Annotated in this window: 12 protein-coding genes; 4 read left to right on the top strand and 8 right to left on the bottom strand. The window is 67.9% G+C overall.

Annotation, left to right across the window (positions count from 1 at the left end):
- Nucleotides 1-389: 389 nt before the first annotated feature.
- The gene (locus BLW48_RS34210) at nucleotides 390-1940 is read left to right on the top strand and encodes a YifB family Mg chelatase-like AAA ATPase (RefSeq protein ID WP_093180124.1); all 1551 of its coding nucleotides are present in this window, start codon (nucleotides 390-392) and stop codon (nucleotides 1938-1940) included.
- Nucleotides 1941-1971: 31 nt separating this feature from the next.
- Here BLW48_RS34210 and BLW48_RS34205 read toward each other — a convergent pair whose 3' ends face one another.
- From BLW48_RS34205 to tssJ, 6 genes are all read right to left on the bottom strand, one after another.
- Nucleotides 1972-4011: a serine/threonine-protein kinase gene (locus tag BLW48_RS34205; protein WP_093180122.1), complete on the bottom strand. Its 2040-nt coding sequence runs from the start codon at nucleotides 4009-4011 to the stop codon at nucleotides 1972-1974.
- A 52-nt stretch (nucleotides 4012-4063) separates the two neighbouring features.
- The gene (gene tagF / locus BLW48_RS34200) at nucleotides 4064-4777 is read right to left on the bottom strand and encodes a type VI secretion system-associated protein TagF (RefSeq protein WP_093058945.1); all 714 of its coding nucleotides are present in this window, start codon (nucleotides 4775-4777) and stop codon (nucleotides 4064-4066) included.
- Nucleotide 4778: 1 nt separating this feature from the next.
- Nucleotides 4779-8438: a type VI secretion system membrane subunit TssM gene (gene tssM, locus BLW48_RS34195; RefSeq protein WP_093180121.1), complete on the bottom strand. Its 3660-nt coding sequence runs from the start codon at nucleotides 8436-8438 to the stop codon at nucleotides 4779-4781.
- Nucleotides 8438-9838, bottom strand: a complete 1401-nt coding sequence (locus BLW48_RS34190; RefSeq protein ID WP_093180119.1) for a DotU family type VI secretion system protein — start codon at nucleotides 9836-9838, stop codon at nucleotides 8438-8440. Before BLW48_RS34190 ends, tssM begins: the two co-directional genes overlap by 1 nt.
- A gap of 8 nt (nucleotides 9839-9846) precedes the next feature.
- A complete protein-coding gene (gene tssK, locus BLW48_RS34185) occupies nucleotides 9847-11142 on the bottom strand; it encodes a type VI secretion system baseplate subunit TssK (RefSeq protein WP_256217028.1) in 1296 nt (431 codons plus the stop codon).
- 255 nt (nucleotides 11143-11397) lie between these two features.
- Nucleotides 11398-11916 carry a type VI secretion system lipoprotein TssJ gene (gene tssJ, locus BLW48_RS34180; RefSeq protein WP_093058949.1) on the bottom strand — a complete coding sequence of 173 codons (519 nt, stop codon included), beginning with the start codon at nucleotides 11914-11916 and terminating at the stop codon, nucleotides 11398-11400.
- A gap of 150 nt (nucleotides 11917-12066) precedes the next feature.
- On the opposite strand from tssJ, the gene BLW48_RS34175 reads away from it, so the two are divergent.
- From BLW48_RS34175 to BLW48_RS34165, 3 genes are read left to right on the top strand one after another with little or no spacing between them, the layout of a single operon-like run.
- Nucleotides 12067-12453 (top strand): TssQ family T6SS-associated lipoprotein, encoded by a 387-nt coding sequence (locus BLW48_RS34175; RefSeq protein WP_256217027.1) that lies wholly within the window; start codon nucleotides 12067-12069, stop codon nucleotides 12451-12453.
- A gap of 58 nt (nucleotides 12454-12511) precedes the next feature.
- A complete protein-coding gene (tagH, locus tag BLW48_RS34170; protein WP_093180118.1) occupies nucleotides 12512-14467 on the top strand; it encodes a type VI secretion system-associated FHA domain protein TagH in 1956 nt (651 codons plus the stop codon).
- The gene (locus BLW48_RS34165) at nucleotides 14460-15251 is read left to right on the top strand and encodes a PP2C family protein-serine/threonine phosphatase (protein ID WP_093082813.1); all 792 of its coding nucleotides are present in this window, start codon (nucleotides 14460-14462) and stop codon (nucleotides 15249-15251) included. The genes tagH and BLW48_RS34165 overlap by 8 nt, the downstream gene beginning before the upstream one ends.
- Nucleotides 15252-15263: 12 nt before the next feature.
- Here the strand turns inward: BLW48_RS34165 and BLW48_RS34160 are convergent, their stop codons facing one another.
- Nucleotides 15264-15644, bottom strand: a complete 381-nt coding sequence (locus BLW48_RS34160; RefSeq protein WP_093180116.1) for a DUF4150 domain-containing protein — start codon at nucleotides 15642-15644, stop codon at nucleotides 15264-15266.
- 15 nt (nucleotides 15645-15659) lie between these two features.
- The gene (locus BLW48_RS34155) at nucleotides 15660-16304 is read right to left on the bottom strand and encodes a DUF3540 domain-containing protein (RefSeq protein WP_093082816.1); all 645 of its coding nucleotides are present in this window, start codon (nucleotides 16302-16304) and stop codon (nucleotides 15660-15662) included.
- Nucleotides 16305-16337: the final 33 nt, after the last annotated feature.

Here is a 16337-nt window from a genome sequence, read left to right as displayed (position 1 = left end):
CCACGGAACTTGTAGTTCGTGGTGATGGACACGTTGCCCGTGAGATTCGGGGCGGGAGCGGCTGCCGGTGCTGCTGCGGCATCCGTCGTTGCTGTCTGCGCCAGGGCTGCGCCCGAAGCGGTCAATGCAGCGGCCAGAACGATCAGCGCCTGGGCGGCGGTACGGTGCGTCATCAGGGAACTCCTCGCAAGTGTGTTGTTGGACCTGTGAGGCTCAAAGCAGGGAGCGTGCCAAACTGCACAAATACCGGTCATAACCACCCCCGCCCCCGCATTGGTTGAGAGCCAAATCGTTACAACGTCTGTTGCGAGTGGTTGCAGATATCCGGTGCGCCGCACCACCGCGGACATGTCGAAGATAGGCGCACCATCTTGGGGAGAGGGAGAAGAATGGGGTTGTCTTTGGTGCAGAGCCGCGCCTTGCTGGGCCTGGAAGCGGCCAGTGTCACTGTCGAGGTGCATCTGGCGAACGGTTTACCCAGCTTCACGCTGGTCGGGCTGGTGGAAACCGAGGTCAAGGAGGCGCGCGAACGGGTGCGCTCGGCGCTGCAGAACGCGGGGCTGGAGTTTCCGAACAACAAGCGCATCACCGTGAACCTTGCGCCAGCCGACCTGCCGAAGGACTCCGGGCGCTTCGATTTGCCCATTGCGCTGGGCATCCTCGCGGCCAGCGGGCAGATCGACAACGCCCGGCTCGCCGGCCACGAGTTCGCCGGGGAGCTGTCGCTGTCCGGCGAGCTGCGGCCCGTTCGTGGTGCGCTGGCCATGGCACTGGCGCTGCACACGCGCGGCGTTGCCACGCGGCTGGTGCTGCCCCTGGAGAGTGCACAGGAGGCCGCACTGGTGCCGGGCGGTGAGGTGTATGGCGCGAAGCACCTGCTCGATGTGGTGCGCCAGTTCATCGCCGAAGGCAGCGATGCCGCATCGCAGCTGCCCGAATCGCCAGACGACAGTGGCTGGGCGCGCGTCCAGGCCGCGCCCGGCGCGATTCCGCCGCAATACGCGGACCTGTCTGAAGTGAAGGGACACGCCGGCGCCAAGCGCGCGCTCGAAATCGCGGCGGCCGGCGGCCACAGCCTGCTGATGGTCGGCGAGCCGGGTTCGGGCAAGTCGATGCTCGCGCAGCGCTTCGCGGGCCTGCTGCCGGCGATGCACATCGACGAGGCACTGGAAAGCGCGGCCGTGGCCAGCCTGGGCGGGCGCTTTGCGACCGAGCGGTGGATGAGCCGGCCTACCTGCTCACCGCATCACACATCGAGCGCGGTGGCGCTGGTCGGCGGGGGCTCTCCGCCCCGGCCCGGAGAAATCTCGCGGGCGCACCACGGAGTGCTCTTTCTCGACGAATTTCCCGAGTTCGCCCGCTCGGCACTGGAGGCTCTGCGCGAGCCGCTGGAGACCGGCACCATCACCATCGCCCGGGCCGCGCGGCGCGCCGAATTCCCGGCGCGCTTTCAGCTGATTGCCGCCATGAACCCCTGCCCTTGCGGCTACCTGGGCTCTTCGTCGAGACCCTGCCGCTGCACGCCGGACCAGGTCTCGCGCTACCAGGGCAAGCTCAGCGGCCCGCTGCTGGACCGCATCGACCTGCACATCGAAGTGCCAGCGGTGTCGGCGCAGCTGCTGCTCGAAGCGCCGCCCGGTGAATCGACCGACAGCATCCGCACCCGCGTGGTCGATGCGCGCGAGCGTGCGATACGGCGGCAAGGCCACGCCAACCAGTCGCTGCAAGGCGCTGCCATCGACCGGCATGCCGTGCTCGACGACGCGGCGCGCAAGTTCATGTTCAACGCGGCGAACAAGCTCGGCTGGTCGGCGCGCAGCACGCACCGCGCACTCAAGGTGGCGCGCACGATCGCCGATCTGGCAGGGGCGGATGCGGTGCAAGCGGCGCATGTGGCGGAGGCGGTGCAGTACCGCAGGGCACTGCGCGGCGCCAAATGAACGCAGGAGCCCAGCCGCGGCGCAGACCGTACTACTTGAACTCGTGGCTCACCACAGGCGCCGACTTGCTGTCCTGCACCGTCACGCGCTGCCGGAACACCTCGAGATCGCCGTTGCGCACTTCGATGTTGTAGATGCCCGGGCGCAGCGACAGCGACTTGAGCGGCGGGCTCACGCCGCGGTCCGCGCCGTCGACGAACACCTGGCCCCAGGGGCGGACGTTGAACAGCACCCGGCCCATGCCGGGCGAGGCCGCAGGCGTGGCGGGAGCGGCAGCAGGTGCGCCCGGCGTGCCGGCGGGTGTGGCACCCGCCACGGTCGTCGTCGTGGTGCCCGGCGGCAACGTGCCAGGCGCGACGGGCACTGACGGCGGCGAGAGCCGGTTGATTTCGGCGATTGCATTGCGCGCCTCGCGCGCATGCACGCCGCGGCGGTAGCGGCGCAGGTAAGCCTCGTAGCCTTCGCGCGTGTTCTCGGTCTGCGCGAGGTTCCAGTCTTCGGCTTCGGCGGTGGCCAGCGCGGATTCGGGCGGCGCGGCCGGTGGGCCGACCGGGACGTTCTCCAGCGGTGTCAGCGGCGCCGTGGCCGTCGCGGCGGGCGCACTGGCCGGTGCGGCGGGCAGCGGCGCTGCTGCACTACCGCCGGCCGCAGGCGTTCCAGGCGCGGCCGGCACGCCATCGGTGGTGGTGGCCGGTGGCATTGCCGCCGGCGGCGCGGTGTTGCTCGACATCGGCGCGGCCGGAGGCGGCACCGGCACCATCGCGGTCTTGGTCTCCTGCGGCTGCATGCCCGAGGTCAGGCGCAGGCCGATCCAGCTGCCCACGGCCACTAGCGCGATCAGCAGCGCGCCCACCATGCCCCACGGCGGGCGCTTGAGTTTGTTCTTCGGCGCGGTTGGTGCTGCGGCTTTGTGCCCTTGCGCCTTGCTGCGGTCCTGCGGTGCGACGCGCGGTGCGGGCGCCGGCACTGGTGTAGGCGCGGCCCTCGGCTGCTCCGGCGCTGCCACCGGCATCGGCTCCAACGGCACCGGTGCCGACATCGGCGAGAACTGCTGCGGCACCAGCGGCGGAGGTGGCGGCGTCGCCGAAACGGGCGCCGCGGGAATGATCACCGTCGGGGCGCTCATGCCGCTCACGTAGATGTCGCCGAGCTTCACAAGCCCCAGCTCGGCCGCGAAGGCAGCCACGGTCTGCGTGCGGTCCTTGCTGTGCACGGCCAGCGTGTGGTCGACCGCGGTGCAGAAGCTCGGGCTCAGGTCGTCGCGGCCCATCGACGACAGGGGCACGTAGGCGTCCTGCACGCTGCGCACCACGGCCGAAGGCGGCGGATGGCCCGTGACCGCGCGGTACAGCACTGCCCCCAGCGCATACATGTCGGTCCACGCGCCCTGCAGCAGCGTGTTGTCGTCGGCGTACTGCTCGATGGGCGAGTAGCCCGACTTCACCATCACCGCCACTTCGTCGACGAGGTCGGCGATCGACTTGCGCGCCGCGCCGAAGTCGAGCAGCACCGGCAGGTCGTCCTGCTGGATGAAGATGTTGTCGGGCGCGATGTCGCGGTGGAAGCACTGGCTGCGGTGCAGCGTCTCCAGCGCGCCCAGCAGCGGCCCCAGCATGCCGAGCAGCCAGGGCTCGGTGATCCTGCCCGGCTCGTCCTCGGCCAGGCGGCGCAGCGTGCGGCCCTTGTAGAGCTGGATCGCCATGTAGGCGGTGGAGTTGGCCTCCCAGAAGCGATGCACGCGCACCAGCGCCGGGTGGCTGAACTGCGCGAGCGTGCGCGCCTCGTTGATAAAGCTGCGCAGGCCCGCCTGGAAGGTGGCCGTGAGCCGCTCGGAGCGCACATGCACGCTGTTGTCGCCCACGCGGCGCGCGAGCATCGAAGGCATGTATTCCTTGATGGCCACCTCGCGCTGCAGCGAGTGGTCGTAGGCGCGGTAGACGATGCCGAAGCCGCCTTCGCCGATCACCTCCAGCAGCTCGAATTCGGCCAGCCGGTGGTTCACGCCCAGCGGGTGCGGCCGTTCGTCATCCGTCTCGGCCGGCGGGCTTCCGATGCCGTGCGTCGTCGTCATGCTTCTCCTCCTGCGGGACTGCTGTGGCCCCTATGGCCGGTCTGGCTCTTCTTCATGCCCATGGCACATGCCCCTGCGAAAACAACTTGGAAAACAGCGGTGTGTTGAGGCCGCCGCCATGGGCAGCGGTCCGCAACGGCGATCCGTCGGCTTGATTGGTCCACCAGTAGCTGGTGCTGCCGAAAGGGTCGAAGCACAGTGGAAGCTCTGGCCAGCCCAGGGGCTGCTGGGCACTCGCGCCACCGGCTGTAGGCCCGAGGATCGAGAGGATGTCGTCCGAGCCGCCGCTGGCGGTCTGGAAGCCGGCGCGGCCCGCGGCCAGCACCTGGCTGTCGAACTGGTCGGGCGCCACACCGTGGCGGATGGCCTGGAGCAGCGCGGTGCCGCACTGCCGGTACCACGCGGCCGAGCCTTCGAGCACCGATGGGCGGTAGTTCTGCGCGGCCACCTGCAGCGTGATGCACACGGGGTAGTAGCGGCCCACGCGGTCGCAGCTCGGCGCGATGCAGCCGAACTGCACGGCGTCCACGCCCTGCGTGGCGGGGATCGCGAAGTTCCATACCGGCGCAACGGCGTAGTGCCGCGTCATCGCGTCAGGCCAGCGCTTGAAGCTGCCCAGGCCGTTCTGCATCCAGCGGTCCCACCACGCCTGCAGCTCGCGCGGCATGCGGCGGTAGAGAAAGTCGCCGGCTGCCGGCAGCTTGCCGTACCAGCCGATCTGTTCGTCGACTGGCACCCAGGCCTGAGGAGGAATGCTGCTGTTCATTTCAGGATTTCCCCGGGCAGGAGAAGCCGTTCATCTGCGGCAGGCGCAGCGGGTTGTAGACGCTGTTGGCCGTCACCGCGAGCACGACCTTCTTGCCCTGCAGGTCGAAGCTGGCGTTGAACGATTCGGGCGAGCTGCCCGCGGAGATCGAGGCCTTGTCGAACAGCCGGTGCAGCGCCCACGGCCCTTCGGTCACGATACCGCCGGCCGGCGTGCCGTTGGCGGTGGTCACCTGCAGGCGCACCTGGTTGCTGTTGCGCGGGCCGGGCCACTTGATGGTGCTGGGCGCCTGCGGACCGTGCGCGTAGCGCACCGTCTGCCCGTCGACGTCGAGCGTGAACTGCGTGAGCGCCGCATCCATGTCCTCGGGCCGGATGTCGATGGTGAACGAGGGCGTGCGCCCACCCGCCATGCCCGAGAAGAACACGTCGCGGATGGCCTGCGCCTTCTGGAACGAATCGAGGTACGCCGAGCGGCCGGCCGCGCTGCCGTCCACGCCGCGCTTGAAGGCCCACGGATTGACCGAGGTGTCGACCTGCGTGACGAGGTTCTTCTGGAAGAAGTCGTCCATCATCCCGCCCGGCGCGAACAGTTGCGCGAAGTCGCCCGAGGCCACGTCGCGGTTCGATCCACGCGTGAACGGATAGCGCCCCGCGATCGCCTGGTTGCAGAACGAGCCGATGCTCGCCGCCGCGCTCTGCCCGATGTTCTGCCGCGTTACCGCCGCCGCCTTCGACGACGCAGTGGCCGACAGATCGTTCAGCATGCCCTGGAACGGCACCGGCAGGCGCCCGGCCTCGGCCTGCACCTTGGTGACCGAATCGCTGGTCGGCGGGATGTTGCCGCTGCGCAGCGCGGTGTCGGTGGCGGTGAGGTAGTTGTAGAGCTCGTTGATGAGCGCGGCCGTCGCGTCGATGGGGGCCTGCCCGCCCTGCTTGGGCGCGGTCACCATGCGGCGCAGCGGCTCGAAGTGGTTGTCCACCAGCGACTCGGGGCGGTCTACCCGCGTGTTGCGGCGCTGGCTGCCGTCGGGCTGCCCGATGAGCTGTTCGATGCGCTCGCGCGTGCTCTGCACGCGGTTCTGCGCCTGGTCGAGCAGGCTGCGCGCGGCCTCGTCGTGGTTGCGCAGCAGGTCGGTCTCGCGCGCCGCGCCGCGGATGAGCCGCGACATCGGCGACTCCGCGGTCGAGAGCACGCGCGTCATCTGGATGCTCTGCAGCAGCGAGCGGCTGTCGGCCAGGCGGATGTCGACGAGGTAGTCGTCCCACACCTTGATGTAGTCGGTGAGGTAGAGCCGGCGCACTTCGCGCAGCAGCAACTCGCGCGAGGTGATGTCGGTGATGCCGGGCGCGCGGATCTGCAGCACCCAGCGGTCTTCCTGCTCGAGCGACAGCGTGGTCTCGGCGATGCGCTTGTCGAAGATGTCCCAGTAGCCGCGGTAGGTGAACAGCGTGGGAATGCCGTCGGTCAGCGGCTTGCCGCTCGCACGGCGGATGACCAGTGCCGATTCGGCCCCGCCCGCCTCGGCGATGGTGAAGGCATTGGGCTGGCTGGTCTGCAGCAGGATGCGGCGCAGCCGCGCATACGAGCGCTGGGCCAGCGGCACGCCGGCCAGGCGCTCGCGCGTCTGCGTGATGAGCCGGTCGTCCTTTGCGAACGGCGAGGTCAGCACGCGGCCCACGAACAGCGCCTTCAGGTGCGACTCGAGGTTCGCACGCTGCTCTCGCGTGAGCGAGGCACCGATCTTGCGGTCCACGTCGGCGAGCAGCCAAGCCTGCAGGAAGTCGGCGTCGTAGCGCTCTGCGTCATACAGCATGAGATACGCCTTGAGCGCCTCGTAGCTGTATTCGGCGTCGATCTTCGCGGCGTCGCGCAGCGACTGCTCGACGCGCTGCGCGGCCTGCGGCAGCAGCACTGTCTCCAGCGCGCGCTGGTACACGCCATCAGTTGCGGCCTGCAGCTTCTCGCCCTGGTAGAGGCCGAAGCGGTAGGACGTGGGCGGATCGCCGATGTCGAAGTGGCTGGACTTCGGCAGGTCGCGCAGCTTGTCGAGGATAAGCAGCGAACTCGCGATGTCGCCACTCGAATCGACCACCGTGGGTAGCTCACCGCGCGCGGCTGCCTTGTTGAAGGCCTTGGCGTTGGTGTCGACCTCGGCCACGTAGTCTTTGTTGTTGCGCCAGCTGTTCACGCAGGCACCCAGGAACAGCACCAGCAGCACGCCGATGGCGCTGTAGCCCGCGATGTCGATGGCCCGCTTGCGCCGGTACCAGCGCAGGTTGGTGCCGGCCACGCCCGCGTCGCGGAAGATCACCTGCTGCAGCAGTTCCTTCAGGAAGTAGCTCTTGCCCGGGCCCGGCGGCGGCGCCGGCGGCGCGTTGACCTGAAGGTAGCGCTTGATGGCGCCCATCACGCGGTCGAAGGCCGTGCCTTCCTGCGTGCCGCTGGTGAAGTACACACCGCGCAGCATCGACGCGGCCTCGAACTTCGACGGGTTGAACACGTCGGCCAGGAAGGTGCCGAGGATGTCCTCGAAGCTCGCGAACTGCTGCGGCAGCAGGTAAGCCTGCGCGCGGCGCATCGGGTCGGACTCGGCCGCCAGCAGCTCGGGCAGGCGCTCGTCCAGGCGCTGGTGCAGCAGCTTGTATTCCTGGTGGAAACGCTCGCGCAGGTCGCCGCTGCCCACGGGTGCCGCGCCCTTGCCGGCCTTGTTCGCCGGGTTGCCCTGGATCGGAAAGGTGAAGCCCCACACCTGTTGCCGCTCAGCTCGGCCCAGCGAGCCGAAGTACTCGTTGAAGCCGGCCAGCAGGTCGGTCTTGGTGACCAGCACGTACACCGGGAAGTCGATGCCCAGGTCGTTGCGCAGCTCCAGCAGCCGCTTGCGCAGCGCCATCGCATGGCGCGCGCGCTGCGCGTCGTCGGCCAGCGGCAGGTCGGCAATGCTGATGGTGAGGATCGCGCCGTTGATCGGCTGGCGCGGACGGAACTTCTTCAGCAGATCGATGAAACCCTTCCACTCGCCCTCGTCGGTCTCGCGGTTGCTCTCGTGCGTGGTGTAGCGGCCGGCGGTGTCGATCAGCACTGCTTCGTTGGTGAACCACCAGTCGCAGTTGCGCGTGCCGCCGATGCCGCGCACGGCGGCCTTGCCGAGCTGGTCGGCCAGCGGAAAGTCGAGGTCGGAATTCACCAGCGCTGTGGTCTTGCCCGAGCCCGGCGCGCCGATGAAGATGTACCAGGGCAGCTGGTACAGGTACTGCCGGTCGAACAGCGAGAAGCGCCCACCGGACTTGCCGTCGACTCCTTCGCCGAAGCGCATGTTCTTCAGGATGGCCGTGGCGTCGGTGAAGCCGCTTTGCAGCTCCTTGATCTCGGGCGCGTCCTCGGGCTTGGCTTCCTTCTCTTTCTTGGAAGGGGTGCGCAGCTGGTTGAGCAGCTGCGCGTTGAGCCGGCGCTCGCGCCACTTGCGGTAGATGACGCGTGCGATCCAGATCGCGAACATCAACGCGATGACCACGATGCGCACGATCTCGTCTTCGAGCGGGCGGTAGCGGCCCACCGCGATGGCTGGACCGATGATCCAGATCAGGAAGGCGAGCGCGACCAGGCCCAGGAAGACCCACAGATCGCGGCTGATGAGAAAACGGAAGATGGCGCGCAGCATCAGCGGGTGCCTCCGGGCTGCGGTGCTGCTGGAGCGGCAAGTGGCGCGGAGTTGGCGGGCACGCCGGCCACGGGCGCTACCAGCAGCGTCACCTCGACGCGCCGGTTGCGCGCGCGGTTGGCCGGGGAGTCGTTGGGCACGAGCGGGTCGGCATCGCCGCGGCCTTCGGCTCGCAGGCGTTCGGGGCGCGCAAGGCGCGTGGCGATCATTTTCTTCACCGCGTCGGCGCGGGCCTGCGAGAGTTGCCAGTTGGAGGGAAAGCGCACGCTGCGGATCGGCTGGTCGTCACTGAAGCCGCTGACCAGCACGTTGCCGTCCACGGCGTTGAGCGCATCGGCCACGCGCGCGAGCACCGGCGCATAGCGATCGAGCACGCGGTCGGAGCCCGAGGCGAACAGGCCATCGCCGCGCAGCACCACCACGCTGCGGTCGGCCTCGTCGCGTACGGTCAGCAGGCCGTCGCGGATCTCTGGCTCGAGAAAGCGCTGCAGGCGCGGCGTTGGCGCTGGCATGACCACGGCGCGCGCGGTCTGCGGCAGACGTACCGCGTTGACGGCCGCGAAGGCTCCGTCGGAATGGCCAGCAAGGTTGAAGGTGAGCAGCGCGAACACGACGAGCAGCAGCACCGCCGCCACCGCGCCCACCGCCCACACGGGCAGCCAGTTGCGCGTGCGACGCACGGGTGCGCTCGCGTCCTGCCAGTGCGGCGACAGCGGCACGGCGATTTCGCCGCGCGTCTGCCGGATGATCTGCAGCAGCCGCTGCTTGAGAGTTTCGAGCTGCGTGCGGCCGTTGTCGATGACGCGGAAGCGCCCCTCGAAACCCATGGCCAGGCAGAAGTAGATGAGCTCGATCAGGTGCAGGTGCTGCTGCGGGTTCTGCACCAGGCGCGACAGCAGCTGGAAGAACTTCTCGCCGCCCCAGGTCTCGTTGTGGAACATCACGAGCAGGCTCTGCGACGACCAGATGCTGCCGCCCCACGGCGTGAGCGCGGCGGCCTCGTCGACTGCCGTGCACAGGCAGTAGCGCGCACCGATGATCACTTCGGGCGAAATGCCCGCCTGCTGCGCGCGCGTTTCGAAGCGGCGCACTTCATCGACAAGGTGCTCGCGCAGCTGCGCCGGCGCGGGATGGTGGCCGGTGGCGCGGATCTGCGGAATCAGGTCGAGCAGCGGATTGGCGGCCGCCACCAGCGGGTTGTTGCCCGCGAGCGCCGTGTCGCCCGCATGCGGGCGCCGCGCGTCGTGCCATGCGGTGAAGGACTCGGGCTGCGCGCCAAGGCCACTACCACCACGCGAGGCATTCGGCATGCCGCCTGCGTCGCCCATTGCATTGCCGCCGCCGGGATTCGGCGGCACGAAGCCTCCCGGACCGACGGCCATGTCGTTGACACCGTTCATAGAGTCCCTCACGGACGGATGGCCCAGAACTCCATGGCCAGCCCGGGAAAGTCACCGGCCAGGTGCATCGCCACGCCGCCCGATTTTTCGAGCTGGCGCCACATGTCGCCGCTCTTGTCGAGTTCGAAATAGTGGTAGCCCGCGTTGTACGGAATCTGCCGCGGCGCCACCGGCAGCGGCCGCACCACCACGCCGGGCAGTTGCAGCTGCACAAGATCGCGGATGCGCTCGACCGAGCCGATCTTCACCTGCGTGGGGAAGCGCTGTTGAATGGCATCGGCCGGCAGGTCGGCATGCACCGCGAGCACGAAGCCCGCGTTGCGCACGAGCACCGGGTCGGGCATGCGGCCCACGCGCACGCCGTGGCTGCGCTCTTCAAGTTCGATGGCGATCGCGCTCTGCTCGAGCACGGCCGACAGCGAACGCCGCAGCTCTTCAAGCAGCGGGCGGATGCACTCGTTGAGGTTGTCGTGGTCGTATATCGGCCACAGCACCGGACGGCGCGTGGGCGATGTGTGCGTGGCCAGATGGCAGGCCAGCTTGAGCCAGTCGACGAACAGGTTTTCTGGGTGCACCTGCACCGCCTGCTGCGAATGCCACGTGAGCGCAAGGTAGCGGTTGACCAGCTCGAGCAAGAGGAAGTCAGAGACCTCGCTCACGCCGCCGCGCCCCGGCTGCGACAGCCGCGAGGCCAATGCCTCGGAGCGCTGCGTTAGCAGGCCGTGCAGCTCCGCGATCATGCTACGCAGCATTGCGTGCGCAGAAGCGTCGAGCACCGGCGGAATGTAGTTGGCATCGACCACCAGCTTGTGGTCGGTGCGCCGCTCGATCACGCGCACCGCGCCGATGGCTTGCCATTCAGCGGTGAGCGAAGAAGCACGCGCAAGACGCAAGCGCGGCGCTGCGAGCTGCAGCACGGCGGGGCCGAGTGCCACCGCATTGCCGTCGTTCACTTCGCGCTCGATCACGCCGAAGCGCGCGGCCGAACCTTCGTCTTCCGCGAAGATGACCTCTTCGCTGCCGGGCCTGCGCAGCGGCAGCGCGAGCACGATGAGCTCGTCGGTGAGATCGGTCGGCACTTCGTAAGGCAGCGGCGCGTCTTCGGCGCCGAACGAGAACGGCGTGCCATCGGGCATCACGCCCGCGCCGCCGAGCAGAGACACGCGGCCCAGCGCATACGCGTCGCGGTCGATCTCCAGACTCAGCCAACCCCAATAGGCGCCTTGCAGGCCTGCGGTGCGCCGGGTCACGTATTGCTCGACATAGCGTTCCATTTGCTGGAAATGCTGCGGCCGCAGGTACATCCCTTCGGACCACACCACACGATTCGCCAATGCCTGCGGATGGGCGCCATTCTTTGCGGCGCCCGAATTGCGAACTGTCACCAAAAGACCTCCTGGGGAGTGCTCACATCGAAGCGGGAGATGCGCTGAGGAGCGGCCTCCCGGTCCACTTGTTTTGCTCCTGATGCTACACGGCGCGTCTTACGTTTTGCACCGCATTTCGCTCAAGAATTTCTCGCACTTTCGTACTAGCAGGCCAGCACCCCAAGCCGAAAGTTAACGACTTGGTAGCAGCTCTATGCCCGTCTTGCGCACGGCAACGTGCACGGCCTGCTCGCTCGGCGAAAACTGCCACACCTTGTACAGGTTGGTTTGCTTCGGTTCCTTCAACGGCAACACGATGCGCCAGCGTGCGGCCTCGAGTTTGCGATAGCCCGCGATGATGCCGATGGCGCGCGAGTCGAGCCCTGCCTCGCGCTTGAACACGCGCTCTTCGCCGCTGCGCATGATGGCCTGGTCGGCGTTGACAAGCTCGGTCATGAGCGTCTCGCGGTCACGGTCCTGTAGTGCAAAGTAGTCTGCGGTTTCGAAGTTACCGGAAGATTTCAGTTCGAAGACCTTCACGAGGATGGGTGCGGCCTGGCCGCGTCCGTCGGGGTTGACGCCGTCGTCGATCTTGACTGTGACGGCATAGGGCGTGGGCATGGACTTGGCTGTCGATGCGCATCCGCCGATGAGGCCCGCAAACAACGGTGTGGTGGCAAGTGCGCCTTGTAGCAAGCTTCGTCGATGCATTGAAATCTCCCCGAGGGTTCGCGGCCTATATTATCGAAGTCATGCGCACTTACGATGGCGCATAACGTGCATGTCGCAACACAGCGGCACACTATCTCAAGCATTCCTTTTGCAAGGTAGGAGAGAAGATTGAAGTCATGTCTGCCTGCTTTGGCGTTCGCTCTTTTCGTGGTCGCGGGTTGCACGACCACACCGCCGCCAGAGCCCGCGCCGCAACCCGAACGACTGAGCCAGCAAGTGGCGCGCACCACGCTCGAGAAGGCGCAGCAAGCGTATGACGAAGGCGACTATGCCAAGGCCGTCAGCACGCTCAAGAGCGGCGGCGTGTCGGTATTCGAAGGTGCCGAGCCGGGCACCCGGCTCGATGCGATGAAGCTCGAGGCCTTCAGCTACTGCGTGGCCAACCAGATCGCCGAGTGCCGCAACCAGTTCCGCAAGATCCTCGATGCGTTCCCGACCTTCGAGCTCAACGTGGCGGAGCGCAAGCATCCGGTGTGGGGCCCCGCGTTCGAGGCCGCCAAGCGAATGAAGCGTTGATGAAGAACATCGCGGCCGCACCAGTGCGGCGGCGCGAGACGACGAACACGGAGAAGCCATGCGTTGGACAGTGATCGAACATGCCGGCAGGCCGGTGACCGTGGGCCCCTCGGCATTGCTCGCCGCGCCCGGCGGAACGATCGGACGCAGCCCCGACAACCACCTCGTGCTGCCCGACGAGCAGCGGCAGATCTCGCGCCTGCAGGCCACCGTGCGCTTCGACGAAGATGGCGTGGCGGTGCTGCGCAACATGAGCGCGGTGCTGCCGATCAGCGTGAACGGGCACACGCTCGCGCACGAGCAGGAAGCGCGCGTGGCCGATGGCGACCGCGTCGCGATCGGAAGCTATGTGCTGGAGGCCGCGAGCGCGCAGCGCGCGGCGCCCGTAGCGGCTGCGGTTCAGCCACCGCCACCTCCTTCCCCGCCGCCGCTGCAATCGATGCAGCCGCCAATGGCCGCGCCGATGTCGGCGAGCCCCATCGACGCACTGCTGCCGTCCTCCGGCGCATCCGACGTGTTCTCCGATCTGTTCGGCGAAGGCGCATTGCCCATCGGCGACACGCAACCCACGGTGGCGATGCCACCGCCGCGGCAGGCAACGCCCGTGCCGCCACCGATGCAGCCGCCCGCATTCGCTCCGGCGCCGCGCGAGTCCTTCGCTGCCCCTTTGCAGCCGTCCGCGCCACCGCCGGCGCCGCAACCCAAGGTGAACCCGACCCTCGCCTCGTCGCAGATCCCTTCTGCGGCTGACTGGGACGCCATCCTCGCCAACGCACCGCGCCGCGTCGACAGCACGCCCGCGCCGATGCCCGACCCGATGGCGCACGAGCCCTTCGAGTTGCCGTCGCAGGCGCGCCGCAACCCGGTCGATCCGCTCGCGGAGCTGAACCCCGACGCGGCCAACGACATGTCGGACATGGCGCTCAAGCGCGGTGTCGATCCGCTTTCTTTCTTCGCAGCCGACGAGAGCGCGCACTCGCCGCTGACCGATCCGCGCCCCACCGCGCTGACGCATACCGACCCGATGCTGCCGGGCGACACGCACCCCGCGCTCGACCTGTTGCAGAACAACAGGCCGGCCGTGCAGGGGTACAGCCATTCGAACCATACGCGGGAAGTGGCGGCTCAGTTCCGTCCGCCGACTCCGGTGGCGATGCCGGTGCCAGCACCTGCGCCGGCACCCGTGCCCGCCGTCGAACCTGTGAAGGTGGAGGCACCGCCGCCGCCGCCACCACCACCGCCTGCGCCCGTTCCGCCACCACCACCTCCGCCGCCGCCTCCTGCACCACCGCCCGTGGTGCAAGAGAGCCCGCCCGAGCCGCCACCTGTCGCAGTGCCGCCCGTAGTTGCTGAACCTGCGGCTGCACCCGTCACAGCAGCAACACAACCCGCCGCAGCCCCATCGTCCTCATCGGAAGCCCTCTTCAAGGCCTTTCTCGAAGGCGCGGGCGTCCCCGAAGTCGCTGGCCAGCAACCGCTCGACATCGAAGCCATGCAGCGCCTGGGCCGCATCATGCGAGCCTTCACCGACGGCACCATCGAGCTGCTGTCCTCGCGCGCCATGCTCAAGCGCGAGGTGCGCGCCGAAATCACGATGATCGTGGACGAGGAGAACAACCCGTTCAAGATCCTGCCGAACGGCCGCGCCGTGCTGATGCAGATGTTCGGCGCGCGCATGCCCGGCTTTTTGCCGCCCGAAGCCGCCGTGCACGACGCGCTCGGCGACCTGCAGTCGCACCAGCTCGGCATGGTCGCCGGCATGCGCGCCGCGCTGCTCACGCTGCTCAAGCGCTTCGACCCCGCCGCGCTGAGCCGCGAAACCCCGCACGACGGCAGCCTGGGCGAGAAGCTGCTGCCCGGCGGCCGCGAGGCGCGCCTGTGGCGCGAGCTCCAGCAACTGCACACCGAAACGACCGCAGCCGTCGAAGACGACTTCCAGGCCGTCTTCGGCCGCGCCTTCCAGCAGGCCTACGACAAGGAAATGGAACGGCTGAAGGAGGCGCGCCGTGCTTGAAGCCACCCGCTCTTTCGCCGTACCCATCTCGACCTCGCAGTTCTCCTGCGTGGGCGAACGCAGCGGCAACCAGGACGCCATCGGCTACCACCTCGACGAGCGCAACGGCTGCTTCGTAGTGAGCGACGGCGTCGGCGGCAACGCAGGCGGCGAACTGGCCTCGCGCATCGCGGTCGACACCGCCCTCAACACCTTTGTCGACGCCCCTTCGCTGGCCGCCGACAACATCCAGCGCTGCGTGAAGGCGGCCAACGACGCCATCCTCGCGAAGCAGCGCGAACTGACCGAGCAGAGCCGCATGAGCGCGACCTTCGTGTCGCTGTTCATCGACCGCATCACCAACCAGGCCTGCTGGGCCCACGTGGGCGACAGCCGCCTCTACTGGTTTCGCCGCGGCGCGCTGATGCAGCGCACAGAAGACCACAGCCTGTCGGAGCGGTCGGGCGATGCGGCCGCAAGCCACCAGAACGGCGGCGAGCGCCTGGTGAAGACCAACCTGCTCTACCGCGCGCTGGGTGCACGCGCCACGGCCGAAGCCACCATCACGGCGCCACAACGCCTGGCCGATGGCGATGCTTTCCTGCTGTGCACCGACGGGCTCTGGCAGCTGATCTCGCAGCAAGTGATGGAACGCTCATTGCAGCTGGCCGACAGCGCGGAAGAATGGCTCGCGCTGATTCGCCGCGCAGCCGAATCCAAGGCTGATGAATCGCGCGACAACTACTCGGCGCTGGCCGTGTGGGTGGGCTTTCCGCAGCAGGTGACGCTGGCAGGGCCGGTCTGAATCGACGCGCCCTCAGGGCGCCAGCATCAGCACCTTGAACTGGCTCGGCACGATGCGCATGCCGACGATGTTGCAACGGTTCTGCGTCGTGATGCTGGTGACCCGCGTGGCCGGCGTACCCTTGAGAAGCACGGTGAACGCGCCTGTCATATGACGCGATTGCTGCATGAACGTCTGCGACACAACGCCGCCCAGCGCCCCGGGCTGATCCCCCAGGGTGATTGGCGTGGTCGTAGCCATGTTGTGTGCCGGCATCGCCATGAAAAGGATGTTCCAAGCATTCGGAACAGCCATCGGCCCCATAGCCATGTTCGGGTATGGAATGGGCACCGGCGTCTTGCAGACGTCGGGGAATGCCATGTCCATTCCCATGAGCTGACAATTGGCAAACATCTGGTACCTCCTCGCTTAGCCCATGTGGATCTGAGCCGCGTCCACCTTCACCAGTTCCTGGCCGGTGACCATCGTGTGGTGGCCATGAATGCGCACCGTCTCGCTGGCCTTGTAGTCCATGTGGCCCGCACGCACCTGGTCGACTTCATCCGTCAGGCGTAGCGTCTGACGCGCCATCTGCACGATGCGATCGGCCACGGTCTCGAATACCTTGCCGACCAGCCGGACGCTTCCTGCCGCGGCCTGCACGGAGCGCGTCACCAGCCGCAGTTCACCGATGTCACACTCGCCCTCTTCTGCCTTGAGTACGAAGCGCTTGTCCGCGCGAAGCCTGAGCTCCGAAGTACTCGCGATGGTCACCCGGCCGTTGCCGGTAGACGCGAAGGTGACGTCGCCCGCCGCCTCGATGCAGCTTGACGACGCATCGGCCTGCTCGATCACGGCGATCAGGTAGGCTCGCGCGCTGTCGGGACCGGACACCAGCACGGTATCGCCGCTGGCCGGTTTGAGCAGGCAGCTAGCCGCGCGCCGGCAAACCCAGACAGCACCCTGCTCGTCATCGACGCTGATACGTCCATCCGGCAGCAATGCGGCGACCACCCCTTGGAAGTGAACCGGAGCCGTCAGCAACGAGGCTTTGCGCAGTGAAACGACTGACATGGAGATCTCCTTGTTTCGATGGGTAAACAGTGG

The sequence above is a fragment of the Variovorax sp. YR266 genome (assembly GCF_900107295.1).
Taxonomy (GTDB): Bacteria; Pseudomonadota; Gammaproteobacteria; order Burkholderiales; family Burkholderiaceae_C; genus Variovorax.
The sequence above is the reverse complement of the archived record's forward strand: the minus strand, read 5'-3'. Positions and strand labels throughout refer to the sequence as shown.

Bases quoted from the DNA above. Each gene is read 5' to 3' on its own strand.
- BLW48_RS34210 (WP_093180124.1), top strand. From the start codon at position 390: ATGGGGTTGTCTTTGGTGCAGAGCCGCGCCTTGCTGGGCCTGGAAGCG.
- BLW48_RS34205 (WP_093180122.1), bottom strand. From the start codon at position 4,011: ATGACGACGACGCACGGCATCGGAAGCCCGCCGGCCGAGACGGATGAC.
- tagF (WP_093058945.1), bottom strand. From the start codon at position 4,777: ATGAACAGCAGCATTCCTCCTCAGGCCTGGGTGCCAGTCGACGAACAG.
- tssM (WP_093180121.1), bottom strand. From the start codon at position 8,438: ATGCTGCGCGCCATCTTCCGTTTTCTCATCAGCCGCGATCTGTGGGTC.
- BLW48_RS34190 (WP_093180119.1), bottom strand. From the start codon at position 9,838: ATGAACGGTGTCAACGACATGGCCGTCGGTCCGGGAGGCTTCGTGCCG.
- tssK (WP_256217028.1), bottom strand. From the start codon at position 11,142: ATGTACCTGCGGCCGCAGCATTTCCAGCAAATGGAACGCTATGTCGAG.
- tssJ (WP_093058949.1), bottom strand. From the start codon at position 11,916: ATGCATCGACGAAGCTTGCTACAAGGCGCACTTGCCACCACACCGTTG.
- tagH (WP_093180118.1), top strand. From the start codon at position 12,512: ATGCGTTGGACAGTGATCGAACATGCCGGCAGGCCGGTGACCGTGGGC.
- BLW48_RS34160 (WP_093180116.1), bottom strand. From the start codon at position 15,644: ATGTTTGCCAATTGTCAGCTCATGGGAATGGACATGGCATTCCCCGAC.
- BLW48_RS34155 (WP_093082816.1), bottom strand. From the start codon at position 16,304: ATGTCAGTCGTTTCACTGCGCAAAGCCTCGTTGCTGACGGCTCCGGTT.